A 16,393-nucleotide genomic window follows, 5' to 3' on the forward strand; every position below is an offset into this window, starting at 1 on the left:
CATATCTATGAAACCAGTAGTTAGAGAGCATATCCAACAATTAGACGTATCACTCGGCGGAGGGATCGTAAGCGATAAGATCAGAGTTGATACTATTGATAATCCTATTTTAATTATCGGACTCGGAGGAACGGGGATTGATGCCCTTCTCCGCTTGAAATATCAAATTAACCGTAGATTCAAGCTTCCAGCAGATCCGATTTCCAAGAAAAAGAGTGATAAACCGGACAATGTGGAATTTCTCGCTTTTGAAACGAATGAACAAGACCGCAACAAAAAATACAAGGGGATTGGTTTGGACCCTATCAATGAGTTTGTACTGCTATCCAATGCGGAAATCGGTGGATTGCTGCAAAACCGCAGCATTCTTGAGCCGTACATTACCGATTGGCTGTCTCCCGAACTAAGCATTACCGATGGCATGAATGGTGCGGCAGGGGTGCGGCAGGCAGGACGATTGCTGCTGTTCACCAAAATCAATCAGGTCGTACAAAGCATTGACAAAAAAATCAAAACCTTGTCTGAAGGCACCAACAAGAAGCTTATGGTGTTCCTGCTGTCCGGTTTGTCCGGCGGTACAGGAAGCGGTACCTTCCTCGATATTTCATATATCGTCCGAGGAATTATTGAGCGCGACTATGGCTCTGCAGGCGTAGACCGTGTAAATACATTAGGTTATCTGTTTACACCAGATATTAATTTGGCGAACAAAAGCCTGAGCGAGCATACCCGTGAATATATTAAAAAGAACGGCTATGCTGCACTGAAAGAACTGGACTATTGGATGAATGTAGACAGCCGTGGTGAACGTTTTAAGCAGCAGTACGGCAACATTTTGACCGTGAACTCGCCGCTTCCGCCGTTTAATCTGTGCCACCTCATTTCGGCCACGAATACGGAAGGCAAGCTGTTGGAAAACGCTTATGATTACTGCATGAATGTCACCGCTGAGAACATCACTAACTTTATGGCGAGTGAGGAAAAACAGTCGGGCGAAGAGTTTGCCATTCATGACTATATCAGCAATATCCGTACCAACATCGCACAAATGAATAAGGCGTATCCGGCAAACTACGATTACAATATTATCGGGGCTTCCTCGGCGGTACTGCCAATGGAGGAAATGACGACATATCTGGCCTATCGAATGTTTGGCAAAATGTCCAAAATGTTCGAGCAATCGCCAAATCAAGAGGATGTAGAGAAGTTTGCCCGCAAGCTGGGCGTGGATCTGGATAGCATGATCAAAAACTTTGAATCCCGTGTACCTGAGCCACTTCCTGGCTTTGAAAACAGTGAACGGTTAAGTTATAGCAATGTCGTTAAAATGCAAGTTGTCAATATGGACACCGAGCTTGAGCAAACGTTCCTGACGCGTGCCCGCGAAGAGTATATCAAAGCGAAGAAGCAGCTTCCTGGTGAAATTACTGGACAGTTTACGGATCAAATTCGCCGGATGTTTCTCCATCCTGAGCAAGGGCCGTTCTATGTATCCCGTATGATTTATACTGAAAAAGGATTTAGCTTACTGAAAATGCTGCTTTCATATGTTGAAACGTTGCGTGAATCACTGCACCGTATTCCTACGGACATTGAATGGGCACGTGAGCAGGCGAACGAAAAGCTGGGCGATGCCAAGAGCGCGTTTGTGTCTAAGGATAAAAAGAAAAATGCGTACATCGAAGCGAAAATTAATGAATATTGGCTGCGGGCTGATGTGGAACGTACAGAGCAGCTCATTGAATTTTATGAAGACCTGTATGACTTGTTGAACAAGGAAAATAGCCGCATTTATAATGTATTTACTGAAATTTTGAACGCATTGAGCGCAATTTTCGAGAAGAATGGCGATCTGCTGATTAACGGCGAGGAACAGTCCGATCACAAAGGCAACAAAACGTACTATTGGAATCTGGTAAGTGTACCGGATATTTCTGAAGTTGTGACCAAGCTGCTGGATAACCGCAACGGTGATGATTTGATTCGTGATTTTGCCCAAGAATTGCTGGAAAATTCAGATCAATGGGTGAAGGATCAGGATATGGACATCATCAGCTCAATCTCCAATTTCTTGACTGATAAGTTCGGTGATCTCATTACCCGTTCCATGGAGGATTTCCTCGTCATGAAATACGGGCAAGATGAAGCCATTGAAAAGTTTGTGGAGCGCTACATTGCGAGCAAACTGGATGAGGAAGCTGTACCAGTGTTCCATCTGAGCAATAGCTCTGGCAACTTGTACTTCCCGTCATGGGGATTCGTTTCAGTACCTGTACAGTCGCCTAATATCCTGAAGGGCGTTCGCAATTATCAAAATAATGCAATTGGCAAATCACACTTTACTATTAAAGAGAGTGAAGTTCGTAACCGGATTTTCTGGCTCAATACGCGTAATGGTGTTCCTCTGTTTGTATATACGCCGCTCAAAGTGTATGAAGAAAGCTATGAAAAAACGATTCTTGACCGCGAAGGTATTGGCCGCCATCTGGTACAAACAGGTCAGAACAACTGGACTAATCTTCCGTCGCCGATTCCTGAAAAGTCATGGGGCGAAACTTACGTCAATTCGCGTGTGCAAGCTTACAATGCCCGCATTCGTAATGATTTTGACCGTGCCAAGTCACTTGGCGTGATTCGAGAAAAGGATGTCGATCAGAATACGAGCAGCCGCTTCACTGTAATCCGTTCACATGCGCTAGATCTGAATGCGATGCTGGCAGGCTACGATATGCGCTTGCAGGAATCCAAGCCGAATTTGGGTGAGGTGAAAAGAGCATGGTCTGAGTTGAAACGTCTGCTGGCTGAAGGGCTGGAGCAGGCCGGAAGCAAGGACATCTTTGGCAGCATCAATGAAGAGATGGCGAAGGAAAACCTGATCCGTTCACCAGAGTTAACACAGGTGGTTCGTGAAGAACTAGCGAAATATACACAAATTGAAGCGAAAGCCACTGAACTGGAAGCTTTGCTGGGCAAATATCAGGATGAAGAAAAATGGCTGGATCAGTTCATTCAGGCACTCTATACGGATACGATTACGAAAAAAGGTGCTTTGTACGTCTATGATCGTGACGAAGAAGAAGAGGCTTGGGAGCCGTTTGCCAATGTCATGAAGAGCCGTAATTATGTGGAGTTTGAAGTGTTTACAAACTTCCGTGGTTTGGATGAAAAGAAATTCGCAGCTCTAATGCGCAAGGCGGATCGCCGTGATGCTGTATTGACTTCATCGGAGGATATTACACCACTGCTGTCGAAGCTGGATGAACTGGCTGCTACTTACACAGAGGCCCGCAATCAATTGGAATATGAAAAGGTGGAGCTGGCTAACGGAGCGGAACTATATGCATTTTATGCTCAAATGGCTGGAAAATTAAACGACATCCGCAGAAAGTTGAAATAAAGTATGAGAGAGCAGCTGTTACGTTATGCGGCTGACTATGCAGCCGCAGAGGACCAATTAATCGGAAGCGGGGATGGACGCAGCAGCATCCATTTCCCGTCCGTGTTTCTTTTTATCGGTGATCGCATGAACCCGGTGATGAACACCATTGCAGATATCAACCGGACCAAGTGGGATAACAGCACGGGAGTAACGTATATTCAGATCCGCTCGCAGGAAGAACATGCGGCTGTAGATCGTTCGGTGGATGCTATTGTTCATACGATAGCGGTACCGGAGGAAAGTGGCCACCAAACGATACGCCGTGACTTGCACCAGGCTTTTTATACACATGAATCGCAGCTAATTGAGCTTAACACCGCGTTGCGCCGGGCTAGTGGACATCTGGCAGATTACGGTCGGTTGTATTCTTCGTTCGAGCGTGTCCATTTGTCGATTTTGACGACAGCGGATGACCCCATGAACGTATTAATCCCTGAAATTACGCTGTTGGCGGAGTATATTTTTGCACAGTCTTTTAAATCGGTACAAATGGATCTGTATGTGTTGGTGAATGAAAGCGATCAGGCTGTCCAATTCGGTTACAGTAATGCAACGTCCGTTGCTTTCATGCGGGAGCTGGACTATATCCAGAGTCCAGAGTATACGTTTACGGCACCGCTTCATATGACCGAGGACAAATTGACCATTCCAGTAACCCATGCTCCATCACCGTTGTTCGACCTCGTCTATGTGCTGTCCGACAAGAACGAACGCGGCGTAACGGTGCCGAATAGCCTGCGAGAAAGCTGTGACATCATTTGCCATATTCAGCTTCTTAAAAACCGCTATCAGGCAGGAGATTCCTATCGGTCACAGGATGGGGGATACAACAATACATCGTTTAAAAACAACATCATGACGGAATCCGGGCGGCAGGGTTATGTGTCGGCTGGATTTTCCCGAGTCAACCGCCCTAACCAGTCAATCGCACTTACGGTGCTGTATCACTTTTATGTGAAGCTGTTAGAGCGTATGAGAACAGAGCAGGAGTGGGACATACGCGATAAGCTGAATTATTTTGGTTTAGATGCTGCTGAGCGTGGTCGCACGCGAAATGATCTCGTTCCTGGTAATGAAGCGATCACGGACATGAGCGCACTGATGACCAGCGGAACCAGCTACGGCTCGTTGAAGCGAATGACATTACGTGAGGCGGAGGAAGCCTTGTTTGGTCGGGGCTGCGAAGCCTTTTTCCGCGATAACTGTGAACGGATTGTGCACAAACGGTTGGGAGATTTTCAGGCGGAATCAGGTCTGCAGTCGGCTGTGAATGCAGCTGCCAAGGAATATCCTGAAATCGGCTTATTCGAGTTAACAGACTGGACAGATGAAAATAAAACAGGAAATGTGCTTACCGCCATTCGGGGGCTGATTCGGGATACGTCCAATGACTTGCAGATTAGTGCTGCTGAACTGGACACCCTGTATAGCGGGCGAGTGGAGGACCAACCTTTTCAACGACTGCCACTCATGGATAAGCATAATGTGCGCAGCTTGATTCGTTACCTGACCGAGACGGTTTACGGGCACAAACTGCACATGCTGCGAATTCAAGCCGATTTGGAGCTGCTTCGCCGCTATGAACTGGCACTAGAAAAATGGCATGCACAAGCGAAGCATATTACAGTACAGCTTTCCAGCCTGGAGCGTGAATTACATCAAGCTGCAACAGACAGTATTCGGCAGGCCGACAGTTACACAGGTCAAAACCTGTTCGAGTATTACGAGCGTGTGACGGAGGATGTCATGCGTGAGCTGGAAAGCAAGCGGGGAAAATCTATATTCTTTGATACCCGGCATATGGGGCCTGTATCTGGATTGCTGGACGGGGGCCTGTCCGCATTGGTGGATCGACTTACGCAGACCTGTCGCACCTTGATTCTCAGTTCACAGCCGTTTAATCAGACCTTCGAAGAAGAATTATTGCGGCGTGCGAATGTAGCTGCTGCATATGAAAATCGGCTGGTCGTTCCGAAGGATGAGCTGTTTAAGAAACTGTATCAAACGTTAGAGGAACATGGTGGAATTAACGTACGTTTGCTCGACTATACCCATGAGCATCGGTATGAAGAAAAGTACTTCTTTGGTGACTACGAAGGTGAATTTCTTCCTTATGCGATGGATGTGGACATTACTTCGCGTATTTACAAGCTGGGTTTTGTACATGAGCGTCGCAGCAGCGGGGTGGAAAAGCTGCATTTGATGGGCGGCTTCCATCTGGAGGATCTGATGGTTTACCGCAACGGCAAAACGTATTATGAGACATATACTGCGAATGGTTTCGTGTTTCACGGAATCGACGTGGACCGGTTGCCGGAATTGCGGTAGCCACATATTCATCCTACTTTAATGATGGAAGGAAGCAACGATTCTTATGAAGCAGCGTAAATTTAACGTTCTCCTATTGCTGTTCGGCTTGCTGGGCGCTGTAGTAGGCTTCATCTTGGGAGAGCTTATTCTTCACAAATTGATAGGGCACTGGCCGCATATCGTCGTGATCGGGCTGTATTTTGGCATCATGGCACTGTGTATTGGCCTAGGTTGTCTGATCGGCGAACTAATTTCGCCACAGTTAAATGGGCATTCATGGCGGCAGCGCTACTCCGGGTTATCCTGGAAGTTACTGGTGCCTGCAACGCTGGTGATGTTATTCGTCGCAGGTCTGCTATTGGAGTTGGGCTATCAGGTTAACCCTGAAGGGCGCAAGAGCGTACAGGACCTCGTGCTAGTGATTGATAATTCCGGGAGTATGCAGCAAACAGATCCCGATAATGAACGCCTAACGGCTGCCAAGAGTCTAATTGGCCAAATGGATGGAGACAAGCGGGTAGCCATTGTTTCATTTGATTCTACTGCGCAGTTGGTTCAGCCGTTTACTCCCATTCGCACAGATGCAGAGAAGCAAGCGGTTTATTCCAAAATTGATAGTATGCAGACTATAATGTCAGGCGGTACAGAGATCGGACTTGCTTTGGATGAGACGATCAAGGAGATTGAAACCCAAGGCAATGCAGAAAAAGGTTCTCTCGTTATTATGCTCTCTGACGGCTTTAGCGAGCTGGATACCCAGACGGCATTGGCTCCTTATATCGCCCGCCAGATTCCGATCAATACGATCGGGCTGAAGCTGGCAGAGTCGGATGGTATAGCCTTATTGCAAAATATTGCTGACCTGACAGGCGGAACTTATTCTAATGTAGCCAATGCCCAAGGACTTACTCAGGCGTTCGGTAAAATATATAACAAAATCGGTGATCGCACACTGGTAACGGAGCGGACAGGTGAGTATGCCGACAGTCTGTATTTTGCCATTTATCGCGTAACGGCTCTGGTCATTATCGGCGCTCTATTAGGATTAGCTCTTGGGCTGATGTTTGATAACCGTTTTCTCGCGCGGAATTTTGCGATTGGAGGAGTCCCGGCAGGCTTGCTCGCTGGCTTTATTTTGGAAAAGGGATTATCTGGCTCGCCTATAGGCGACTTGATGATTCGTTTGGTGGCAGCGCTCGTACTGGCAGCCCTTATCGCTGTCTTTTCGCTTGTTCTACCGATTGCGGAAAATACTCGCCGATCTTCCGGTGGAGGAAGTCAGGGTGCGCCGTCAGGACGCCGGAGAGGGGCACCGGAAGCCCCGACGCGCAATCGACGCAGCAGTGGATTTTAGAACGGGAGGCCTGGAACTTATGCAGTATAGGGAAGCACAGCCCGGTGATCCTGTTATTTCGGAGCTGAGCCACAAAATTGATGACAACCGGGTTGTGTTGCGCTGGCAGTGGCCTGAGGGCGCAGCCGTGGTATATATTGCGAAACAATCAGCCGATGCAGGTGTGAATGGGCAAAATGAGGGTGAAGTTTTACCGCCTTTTTCAAGCCTAAAACTGTTTACACGCGAGGAGTATAAGGCTGCTGGTAGCTATCGTGACCGAATTGATGGTATTGGACGCGTACGGTATATCGTATATCCGGCTGTTCGGGAGGATGGAGACACTTACGTGATCCGTCAGCAAGACGGAGCCAACCAACTGGAGTTGAGTACGGGGAGGGCTAAAATCAGATATGCGGTTCACCATAAAAAAAGCTGGTTTCGCAGCCGCAAAACCGTCCAGATTCAGGTGACAGCCGAAGTTCCTGTCCCGCAGGAGGCGCTTTGCTACGTGAAGAAGCGCGGGGGCTATCCCGCAGACCGGGACGATGGAACCTTGTATCCATTCACGGCACCCTTTGCCGCGGGACGGAATGTTTTACCCGCTGTTGAAGTGGGGGGAGATGAATATGTGCGGCTGTTTTTTACAGACGGCCAGAAATATGGCACGGTATTTGAATTAGTTCCTGAATGAAAGGAGGCCGCAACCGATGAGTTTTCTTAGCAATTTATTCAGAAGAAAGCCACAGGCAGCGCCAAGGCCGTTATTTTATGATATTGTGTGCCCTTATTGCTTTAGTAAATTTTCCCCGGAGGACGTGGTATTCCGCGCTTCTCATCACCGTGAAGATGACGAGGACTACGCTTTAGGTGAAGATGAGCTATTGAACAAATATCGGGAGCGTTTTGGCTTGGATAGTGTGCATGATATGGAGGCGATTTTGCATCCCCATGATGTTCCTGAGGAACATCGATTGTATTCTGATCATGTACTGACAGGACTGACGGACCGTTATGGCGAGCTGACGCGCCACCGACTGTGCCCGCACTGCCATAACGAGCTGCCCGTGACGGCGGGTAAGGTGCCTAGCAATATCATTTCGATTATTGGGGCTTCGCAGGCGGGGAAATCTGTCTATATGACCTCCCTGATTCACACGTTGCAGCATGTTACGGCCGATCATTTTGACGCGGCTTGCATGCCGCTCAATGCAGAGATCAGCCGAAAGTTCCGCACCATGTATGAGGAACCCCTATTTGAACGAGGCGATCTGCTTACATCGACACAAAAAGAAAAGATGCAGGAGCCTTTTATCTTCCAGTTTGTATTTAAGGATGAGGAAAAGCCGCCACTGACGCTGGTATTTTTTGATGTCGCCGGTGAGGGAATGGTAGATCAGGACTATCTGGGACTGCATGGACAGCATATTAAGAATTCAGCAGGTATTCTCTTTATGGTCGATCCACTGCAAATCCGCTCTATTCGGGAGCGCATTAAGATTAACCTTGGCGATAAGCCGGGTGAATGGGTCTCACAATATGATGAACCGCGTGATGTCGTACTTACGATGTTCGGTGATTTTATTGCTTATCAGGAAAAAGGGAAAACGGACATTCCGACCGCTGTCGTCCTGACCAAAAGTGATATGCTTACTGCATTGGCAGATGAAGAAGGCACATACATCAAGAGGAATAGCAATATTTTTAATCCGATGGAGCATCGCAAATATATGGATTTGGATGAGTTCGCGAACATTGATGGCGAAGTTCGACGCTTCATCGAAAAGGTGGATAAGCCGTTCAAGGGCACGATGGATGTATATTTTACGGATACGGCCTATTTCGCGGTTTCCGCGCTGGGTAGCAATCCAGTGGAGCAAAAGCTGCAAGGATTGGTTAGTCCGATCCGTGTGGATGAGCCATTCATTTGGCTGCTTTACAAGTTGAAGTACATTGAGGGGAGAGAATCACAGTGAGTTATTCTACCTCTCATTTGATACAACAGCAGATGTACACACGGGAACGGCGTGGAATTTTCCGTTCTACGGAAGGCTTCGATACAGTGGCTAATTCCAAAGGATTGGATGCTTCTTTTATTAAAAAGGTGCTCCATCCCTTATGTGTATATGATGCGCCTGCTGCCTTGACGGCGCGTGGCGAGAAGCAGGAAAGCGTCTATCCGGAAGCCATGCATCTGGTACGGACGGAGTCCGGGGATGTAGTGCTTGGCCGCAGTATTTATAAGGCTGCGGATTTTACTGGGCTGCGGAGCGCCTTTTTCACGCACAACTATGTGATTCCAGCCGGACATGGTGAATCTCCGTCTGACTATAAGCAGTGGCTGAACACATCATTTGTTGATACCTATGATATTGAGCAGGGAACGGATTTACCGGAATTGGAGCGTCTACCGGGTGGAAGTGTATTTCCGGCTGTTGACCCGTCTACAGTGCTGGCTCAATTGCAGCTGAGCGAAGAAGTGTTCAAACAGCTTTTATACGCAGTCATGATGTCCGCAGCGGGTCGCAAAAAGGTATATGTAGCGCTGAATGTTCCTGTAGAAGCGGTCGGTTCTTCAGCCAAGCAGCTGCTGGGTGTGCTGTATGCGGCACTGCCTTATGCATTTCGTAACAGACTCGGATTTCTTACATATGCACAGGAACCGAACAGCAGAAAAGGCATTCACTTGATGTTCGTTGAGCCTTTTAGTTTGCGTCCCGGTGATCGGAATGTGGAAAAGGACTTTGTATTTGACCTGTCTAACCATAGTCGAATACTTAATGTGGATGCAGAGCAGATGAGACAGCCGTATTTTGACTGGATTGTCCGTACGTTGCTGAATGGTGAGACGCCGGATGATTTCTTCAAATTTGCCGAGCAAATGCTGACAGGTATGGAGGCAGGGCGTGATTTGACGCCATCCAGCTATCATGAGCTCATTACGTTGTACAGAATTGAGCAGGGAGAGCGGGCATTATACAACGAACAACGAATCGCTGTATTACGAAGCTTGACTGATTATTTATCGCCACCCGATTCGCTGCCACGTAAAATGAGGCTGAATGATCTGTTTCTATCGTTTTTTGATCATGAATTTGATCGGGTGAAGGATGGATATATTCCAGATGTAGGTCTAGTCGATAGTTTCAAGGACTATTATAAAGTTCATGCACGCAGCAGCGAAAATCGGTTGGTGGAATATTTAATCCGTTCGCTAAACAATGCTTATACTGCCAGAAATACGGAAGCAGTCACGTATATTTACCATACGATTGAGGAGAATCCGTCATTAGGCAAGGCATATTTTACGAAAGTGCTGGGTAATCCGGCGCTTACAAAAATGCTGTTCATTCCCTACATGGACAGTCAGATGAAAAGAACACCGGATGCCAAGGGATTGCTGGCTGTTGTGCATGAATGGGGCAGTCGGTATATCGAAGTGTCGGCGAATGCCGATTTTCAGCTTTTGGCAGAATCTGCACTGATGGGCAGACTGCGTGCCGAAAGAAAACCAGTAGAGGCTGTGGCTGCCATTCACCAACGCTTGCGTCAATGGGACAGCAGCTCTGCCGTAGGCAAACTGTCCCCGCTGGAGCAATCTGGATTGACAGAGCGCCTGCAGGAAGCGTCGGATCGGTATTTACTTACCGAAGTAGAGCTAAAAGAAATATCACCCGATCAGGTCGTACAGATTCCATTTTTTACACGGCCCGATTTGGTGCAGTGGGTTGGAAAGCTGCCTGCTCCCCTCAAGGGACAAGCAGTGCGATTGATTGCGGCTTACGATTGGTTTAATACGGAGGAACCGGAACCGTCGGTACTGGATGGCCTGGAGCCTGGCGAAGTAGAAAAGGTACAGGATTGGGCTTATGGCTGGCTGCCCCAGCAGCTTGCGGAAGGCCATTTTGCCCGTCTGTTGCCTGCTTTCTATCGTTCTGACGGGCCGGGAGAAGGAATATTGGACTTTGCTCGTCTGGTCAGTTCGATCCGCAAATGGGCGAAGGATAACGATACGATGTACCGCTTTATCCGATGGTCGGAAGAACACCCCGAGTTTGCTACTCCACGTGGCGGTTTCGAACCGTCGTATCGACGTGCGCTACTTCTATTCTTCCAAAAGGAAGGACGAGAGGGACTGCATAAAAAAACGCTGTGGCGTCAATATTTTGAACCTGCAAAGCCTGCTTTTAAAAATTTCTATTTGGCAGCAAAGCGGGAGACGGACACACCGTTGGTTAAAACACTTCGTCGTTTTCGTAAAGGTGGGGTGATTTCCGGGATCGTGCTGATTGTCATTGCAGGTACGCTCGGCGGCCTGAAAGCAACCGGGGTGATCGGATCTGGTGACACACCTGCGCCTGTTGCTGCTCCGAAGCCTGTACAACAGCCTGTAGAGCCTACAGTGCCCGTAAAAGAGGAGCCTACGGCGATAGTGACACATGTGCCTAATACCAAGTCCACTACGAAAATGGTCAAGCTGTTGTTTGCGTTTCAGACATCGACAGAGCAGGCAGAATTTAAGCCGAAGAAGCTCGTCATTGTTGGGGCGGATCAACAGGAGCACTTATACGAAAATTTTACGCTTGCTGAACAGAACGACAAGGAAGCTGCCAGTAATGCGAACAATGATCCATCCGGTGACGTAATCACTGGGAGCGCCACTACAAAAAGTACGACAGCAGATGGACAATCCACGGACAGTGGTTCCACAGCTCGTGGTAGTACATCCAGTGGAACAAGCGGCGATCAGTCTGGAGCAGTGACAGGCAACACGGACGGAGGCTCGACTTCGGAGATTTCTACTGAGGGTAGTGGTATAGCAGCCGATAAAACCATAGGTAGCACGTCCGGTGATGGTACAGAGACAAAGGAGTACGATCTGAAGAAGTATCCTTATCGTACGTTGTTAACCATTTGGCAACGGCTGGAGCTGAATGATGCTAGTACGGTTACCGTTGATGAAGAAGAATATCCGCTAGTTCAAGTGAAAGCCGCGGACTAAACAACTATAAAACAAATGAATGATGAATGAAGTAAAAGACGGGTTTCCTTCAAGGACTCGTCTTTTATTATGCCTATATTTCCATAAAGGATGAATCCGTAATTTGAAATTCACCTTATCTTAGTAAACATCATTTTACGAAAGTATTGACACCAAGTAGGCAGCTGATTAAAATTAGTTGGAATTCAAACTATTAAAATTAGATGGATATGGAGGTTCGTAGTGAGATGGGAAGCGAGGTGTATCCCGTTTGTCTTCCTTGGGAGGAAGAGAGCACGATGTATTTAATTAAATGGATTTTCACTACCGTCCGGCGCGAAATTGAAACGGCACTGCGCCCTTTGGGACTCACCTCCCCACAATCGCAGACGCTCTATATACTGGCGGTGTCGCCTGGAGTCACCAATACGGATTTGGAAAGGCTATTGCTTATTGATAAATCAAGCGTTACCAGCCTGGTTAACGGGATCGTTAAGAAAAACTGGGCAATACGCAAAAGTCACCCGGAAGATGCACGAATGAAGCAAATCTATTTGACTGAGGAAGGCTTAGAGATTCACAAAGTAGCTGAACGTACTATTGAGGCAATTAAAAGCTCGGTAGGTGAAACATTATCTGTCGGAGAATCGGAGACGCTGCGCGGCCTGCTTAAAAAAATTCTCCGCGACTACCACCATGAGGACACCCGCGTTTGAGCGGATATATAGAGAATTTGCCCGGATAGGGGTATCAAAAACAGTGAAATATGATCTTAGATAAGAGGTTTACAGGAGAGGGAGACAACCAAATGATAAATGAACAAACTTATCCCAATGCGGATAAGCTTATGCGAGTGCTAGCTTTCACACTTGTTTTTTCAGTGATGAACGCTTTTATGTTTAATGTCGTTATGCCTGTGATTCGAGAGGAGTTTCATATTAGTGCTTCCGATGTAAGTTGGTTGCTGACTGGCTATATGATCGTGTATGCAGTTGGCTCGGTGACCTACGGCAAATTGGCAGATAAATATCGTCTTAAGGATTTGCTGACGTTTGGGATTATCTTTTTTGCACTGGGTTCGCTTATTGGACTGTGGGCCAATCAATTTTGGATGCTCATTGTAGCTCGTTTGCTTCAGGCTGCAGGGGCTGCTGTTATTCCGGCAACTGCTATGATCGTCCCAGTCCGTTATTTCTCGGCTGAAAAAAGGGGACGTGCTTTGGGCGTCACAGCAATCGGCTTGGCGTTAGGTACTGCACTGGCTCCGATTATTTCCGGTTTGATCACAGGCTTTGCAAGCTGGCGTTTTTTGTTCGTCATTTCCATGCTGCCACTGATCGCATTGCCGTTCTTCCGCAAATATTTGGACGATCAGCGTGGAGAGGATCAGAAGTTCGATTTTCTAGGTGGATTATTGCTGGGTGGAACAGTAGCCTTCTTATTACTTTCGATTTCGCAAACCAATATGATGTTTTTTCTGGTCGGTATGGTGTTATTTGCACTGTTTATATGGCGCATTAACACTGCGCATGATCCATTCATCCAGCCGAAGCTGTTCCGTAACAAGCAATATTCATACGGGCTCCTTATTGCTTTTTTAGGGACGGGGATTAGCTTTGGATTGCCGTACTTGGCACCGCAGTTTCTAAACAGTCTCAATCAGCTTACGCCGGCAATAATTGGACTGGTTATGTTTCCGGCTGCTATTGCTTCGGCTCTATTGGGTAAAAGAGGAGGGCGTTTGGCGGATAGCAAAGGAAATTCGTTTCTCGTCTATACAGCTGTATCGCTTTTGTTTATCTGTTTTATCAGCTTGTCTACATTTGTGGGTGCCTCTCCGTATCTGATTTTATTTTTGCTTATTTTCGGAAACGTAGGTCAGACCTTCATGCAAATTGCCATGTCCAACACGATTTCTCGTACCTTGTCGAAAGACCAGATTGGTGTTGGAATGGGGCTGCTATCTCTGCTGAATTTCATTGCCGGGGCGATCACGACAAGTATTTTGGGCAAAACGCTGGATAGTTCGTCGTCCTTTCATTTGAATCCTGTCGTATCTAATGTGCAGGTATTCAATTTTAGCAATATTTTTACGGTGCTTGCACTGATTGCGCTTGTGACGATGGCACTTTATGCGTTGCAATTCAGAAGGGGTTCACGCCGTAATACGCCTGCTGTTGAACAAGGATAAACATTTGATGTAAACTCATGCCAAAACAAGGGTATAATATAGAAGGAAAAGTTCATCTATGGAAGGACGGAGTGTCCGGCATGACAAGAAACCTTCAATATGTACCCTATGGTTATGAGCCTCCGATCGAGACGCATAAAGGGACCCTAGTCTACTATGATACGTTCGAGCAGATTACCGCCAGAGAGCTGGAGCTTTTTGCCGAAACAGGAGCTGCATTATCTTTTACAAAGCTGGTGCTGTATCCGCTGCATGAAGAAACCGTCAGAAGAATGTGGAAGCAGCCGGTACGTTCGTATTACAAGCGGGTGGACGAGCTGGGAGAGTGGCAGCGGGAGCAGGCTTTGAGTGCTGTTGTGATTGAGAGCTGGGAAGGTAAGCGTAAAAAGTATACGCCGATTGAAGCAGCCATCCGTTTTTTGGCGGAAAAGTATACGACCCCGATTTTTTTGTATATGAGTCCTGAAATGGCAAATTTGTGCGCTTCCTATGCATCATTCGGAGAATGGATTAGAAACGTCAGATTGGTGCTTTCGAGCGAACCACTAGAACTTCATCCGAAGCTTGCACAGTACCGTAATCGCTGGAACACGGTAGAAGAAGCGACAAACCGTGACTCTAAGGTTGACAAAGCGGAGCATGAATTATAGAATAGAACTAATCGTAAAAATTACTATTGTAATTGTATACCATGTATTCCAATTAAGGAGGAAGAGAAATGCGCGTAATTGTTACCTTGGCATGCACCGAATCCGGTGACCGCAACTATACAACAACCAAGAACAAAAGAAATCATCCGGACCGTCTTGAAATGAAAAAATACTCTCCGCGTCTGAAAAAGTACACGATCCATCGTGAAACTAGATAATTTTAGGTCTGCTGTATAGCAACCTGAATGATTCTGCTTCCTGAGCGAAGCCTGTTAAGTTTGCAAAAGCCTGCGTTATGGAACCGGCGAAAACTTGAATTAGTCCAGTGGACAGAGCGTCTAAAGTTAAAGCTTGCATCTAAGAGAACGGCTTTTTTCATGGCTGTATGATAGATGCTGAGCTATATTGCACGCTTTGCCTTTTGAATCGAAAGCACGTGGCTACCGACTTCTCCTGTGCTGGTGTCAGCATTTGGGACGAGCCGGAGGACCATTCACTATATGCTTATATAACGATGAAGGCTGACGAAAGATCCGGAGCGTTCGTGCAATGGGCGATGCGATATATGCTGCATCGTTTGCTTGTCGTTTACGAGCTTGAGCGTAACCGTTATGATCTGTCGTCTTTTTTTCTGGGACATAACCGTTCCTTTTGCCAACTGATGGAGTATTGCGCCAGTACGTTTGAGTTTGAAATTAAAACTACATGAAAGATTAGGTGAAACTAATGAAAAAAGATATTCATCCAACATTGAACAAAGTTATCTTTTTGGACCCTAGCTGTGGATTTACTTTCCTGAGTGCTTCCACTAAATATTCGCAAGAAACGATGGAATGGGAAGATGGCAACACATACCCAGTTATCCGTGTAGATACTAGCTCCGCTTCCCACCCGTTCTTCACTGGTAAACAAAGAAACGTGGATATCGGTGGCCGTGTGGATCGCTTTAACAAAAAATATAACCTTAAGTAAGAATCGTCGAGAGCTAGGTTTACGGATTATGCCAATAATTCGTAAACCTAGCTTTTTTATTTTTTACGGATAGTTACATCCGAAACAACGCGAATAACAAATGTATTTTCAAGTCTCGAATTTAACATTCTTCTGGAACAAGTCCGTGAAGCTGCTGCTTTTTAATGCTAAATGAAGCTGAACAATAGTCGACGAGGGCTATGATGAAAAAAAGATACGAATATAACGTTTTAAGATATTCAGCAGCGGCATTGCTAATCTTGGCAACTAATCATTTTAAAACGTAATTCTATACTTCGCATAGGCTGTCTTAATTTAAAAATAATCGCAGGTATCTAGCCTGCGATTATTTTTTTTAGCACAAGAGTCGCGATTAAGGGAGGGTTCCGATAAATCATTTACGGAAATAAGTTATTTGAAGGATATAGTTAGAGACTTGATACAACTAGGCATCATTATAGATAAGCTTTTGTTCAGAATTGGTTCAGTGGTTTCATGTATATTAGTTGAAAACGAC

Annotated in this window: 12 protein-coding genes; all 12 read left to right on the forward strand. The window is 46.6% G+C overall.

From position 1 onward, the window contains the following. Positions 1 to 7 precede the first annotated feature (7 nt). The 12 genes from MHI21_RS11670 to MHI21_RS11725 all read left to right on the forward strand — a co-directional run bounded on the left by MHI21_RS11670 (position 8) and on the right by MHI21_RS11725 (position 15,876). Positions 8 to 3,397 (forward strand): tubulin-like doman-containing protein, encoded by a 3,390-nt coding sequence (locus MHI21_RS11670; RefSeq protein WP_165175448.1) that lies wholly within the window; start codon positions 8 to 10, stop codon positions 3,395 to 3,397. Between the two features lie 3 nt (positions 3,398 to 3,400). Then, the gene (locus MHI21_RS11675; RefSeq protein WP_342420046.1) at positions 3,401 to 5,767 is read left to right on the forward strand and encodes a transcription initiation factor TFIID; all 2,367 of its coding nucleotides are present in this window, start codon (positions 3,401 to 3,403) and stop codon (positions 5,765 to 5,767) included. 46 nt (positions 5,768 to 5,813) lie between these two features. Next, on the forward strand, positions 5,814 to 7,103 hold the full coding sequence (locus MHI21_RS11680) for a vWA domain-containing protein (protein WP_103047751.1): 1,290 nt from the start codon (positions 5,814 to 5,816) through the stop codon (positions 7,101 to 7,103). A 19-nt stretch (positions 7,104 to 7,122) separates the two neighbouring features. Further along, positions 7,123 to 7,776 (forward strand): beta-mannanase, encoded by a 654-nt coding sequence (locus tag MHI21_RS11685; RefSeq protein ID WP_341161615.1) that lies wholly within the window; start codon positions 7,123 to 7,125, stop codon positions 7,774 to 7,776. A gap of 16 nt (positions 7,777 to 7,792) precedes the next feature. Further along, positions 7,793 to 9,058, forward strand: a complete 1,266-nt coding sequence (locus MHI21_RS11690; protein WP_254351317.1) for a hypothetical protein — start codon at positions 7,793 to 7,795, stop codon at positions 9,056 to 9,058. Then, a complete protein-coding gene (locus MHI21_RS11695; protein WP_342420047.1) occupies positions 9,055 to 12,084 on the forward strand; it encodes a hypothetical protein in 3,030 nt (1,009 codons plus the stop codon). The genes MHI21_RS11690 and MHI21_RS11695 overlap by 4 nt, the downstream gene beginning before the upstream one ends. Before the next feature lie 227 nt (positions 12,085 to 12,311). Then, entirely contained in the window at positions 12,312 to 12,779 is a 468-nt protein-coding gene (locus MHI21_RS11700) for a MarR family transcriptional regulator (protein WP_165175440.1), read from the forward strand. 92 nt (positions 12,780 to 12,871) lie between these two features. Next, positions 12,872 to 14,254, forward strand: a complete 1,383-nt coding sequence (locus tag MHI21_RS11705) for an MFS transporter (protein ID WP_342420048.1) — start codon at positions 12,872 to 12,874, stop codon at positions 14,252 to 14,254. An 80-nt stretch (positions 14,255 to 14,334) separates the two neighbouring features. After that, complete coding sequence (locus MHI21_RS11710) at positions 14,335 to 14,904, forward strand: hypothetical protein (RefSeq protein WP_165175437.1); 570 nt, start codon at positions 14,335 to 14,337, stop codon at positions 14,902 to 14,904. 68 nt (positions 14,905 to 14,972) lie between these two features. Further along, positions 14,973 to 15,122: a 50S ribosomal protein L33 gene (rpmG, locus tag MHI21_RS11715; protein WP_013310116.1), complete on the forward strand. Its 150-nt coding sequence runs from the start codon at positions 14,973 to 14,975 to the stop codon at positions 15,120 to 15,122. Between the two features lie 203 nt (positions 15,123 to 15,325). Then, complete coding sequence (locus tag MHI21_RS11720; RefSeq protein ID WP_341161612.1) at positions 15,326 to 15,613, forward strand: hypothetical protein; 288 nt, start codon at positions 15,326 to 15,328, stop codon at positions 15,611 to 15,613. Between the two features lie 17 nt (positions 15,614 to 15,630). Then, a complete protein-coding gene (locus tag MHI21_RS11725; protein ID WP_013310118.1) occupies positions 15,631 to 15,876 on the forward strand; it encodes a type B 50S ribosomal protein L31 in 246 nt (81 codons plus the stop codon). The last annotated feature ends 517 nt before the right edge of the window (positions 15,877 to 16,393 follow it).

The organism is Paenibacillus sp. FSL H8-0168 (assembly GCF_038592955.1).
Taxonomy (GTDB): domain Bacteria; phylum Bacillota; class Bacilli; order Paenibacillales; family Paenibacillaceae; genus Paenibacillus; species Paenibacillus polymyxa_B.

Coding starts and splice junctions, on each gene's coding strand:
- MHI21_RS11700 (WP_165175440.1), top strand. CDS start 12,312: ATGGGAAGCGAGGTGTATCCCGTTTGTCTTCCTTGGGAGGAAGAGAGC.
- MHI21_RS11680 (WP_103047751.1), top strand. CDS start 5,814: ATGAAGCAGCGTAAATTTAACGTTCTCCTATTGCTGTTCGGCTTGCTG.
- MHI21_RS11670 (WP_165175448.1), top strand. CDS start 8: ATGAAACCAGTAGTTAGAGAGCATATCCAACAATTAGACGTATCACTC.
- MHI21_RS11685 (WP_341161615.1), top strand. CDS start 7,123: ATGCAGTATAGGGAAGCACAGCCCGGTGATCCTGTTATTTCGGAGCTG.
- rpmG (WP_013310116.1), top strand. CDS start 14,973: ATGCGCGTAATTGTTACCTTGGCATGCACCGAATCCGGTGACCGCAAC.
- MHI21_RS11675 (WP_342420046.1), top strand. CDS start 3,401: ATGAGAGAGCAGCTGTTACGTTATGCGGCTGACTATGCAGCCGCAGAG.
- MHI21_RS11690 (WP_254351317.1), top strand. CDS start 7,793: ATGAGTTTTCTTAGCAATTTATTCAGAAGAAAGCCACAGGCAGCGCCA.
- MHI21_RS11705 (WP_342420048.1), top strand. CDS start 12,872: ATGATAAATGAACAAACTTATCCCAATGCGGATAAGCTTATGCGAGTG.
- MHI21_RS11710 (WP_165175437.1), top strand. CDS start 14,335: ATGACAAGAAACCTTCAATATGTACCCTATGGTTATGAGCCTCCGATC.
- MHI21_RS11725 (WP_013310118.1), top strand. CDS start 15,631: ATGAAAAAAGATATTCATCCAACATTGAACAAAGTTATCTTTTTGGAC.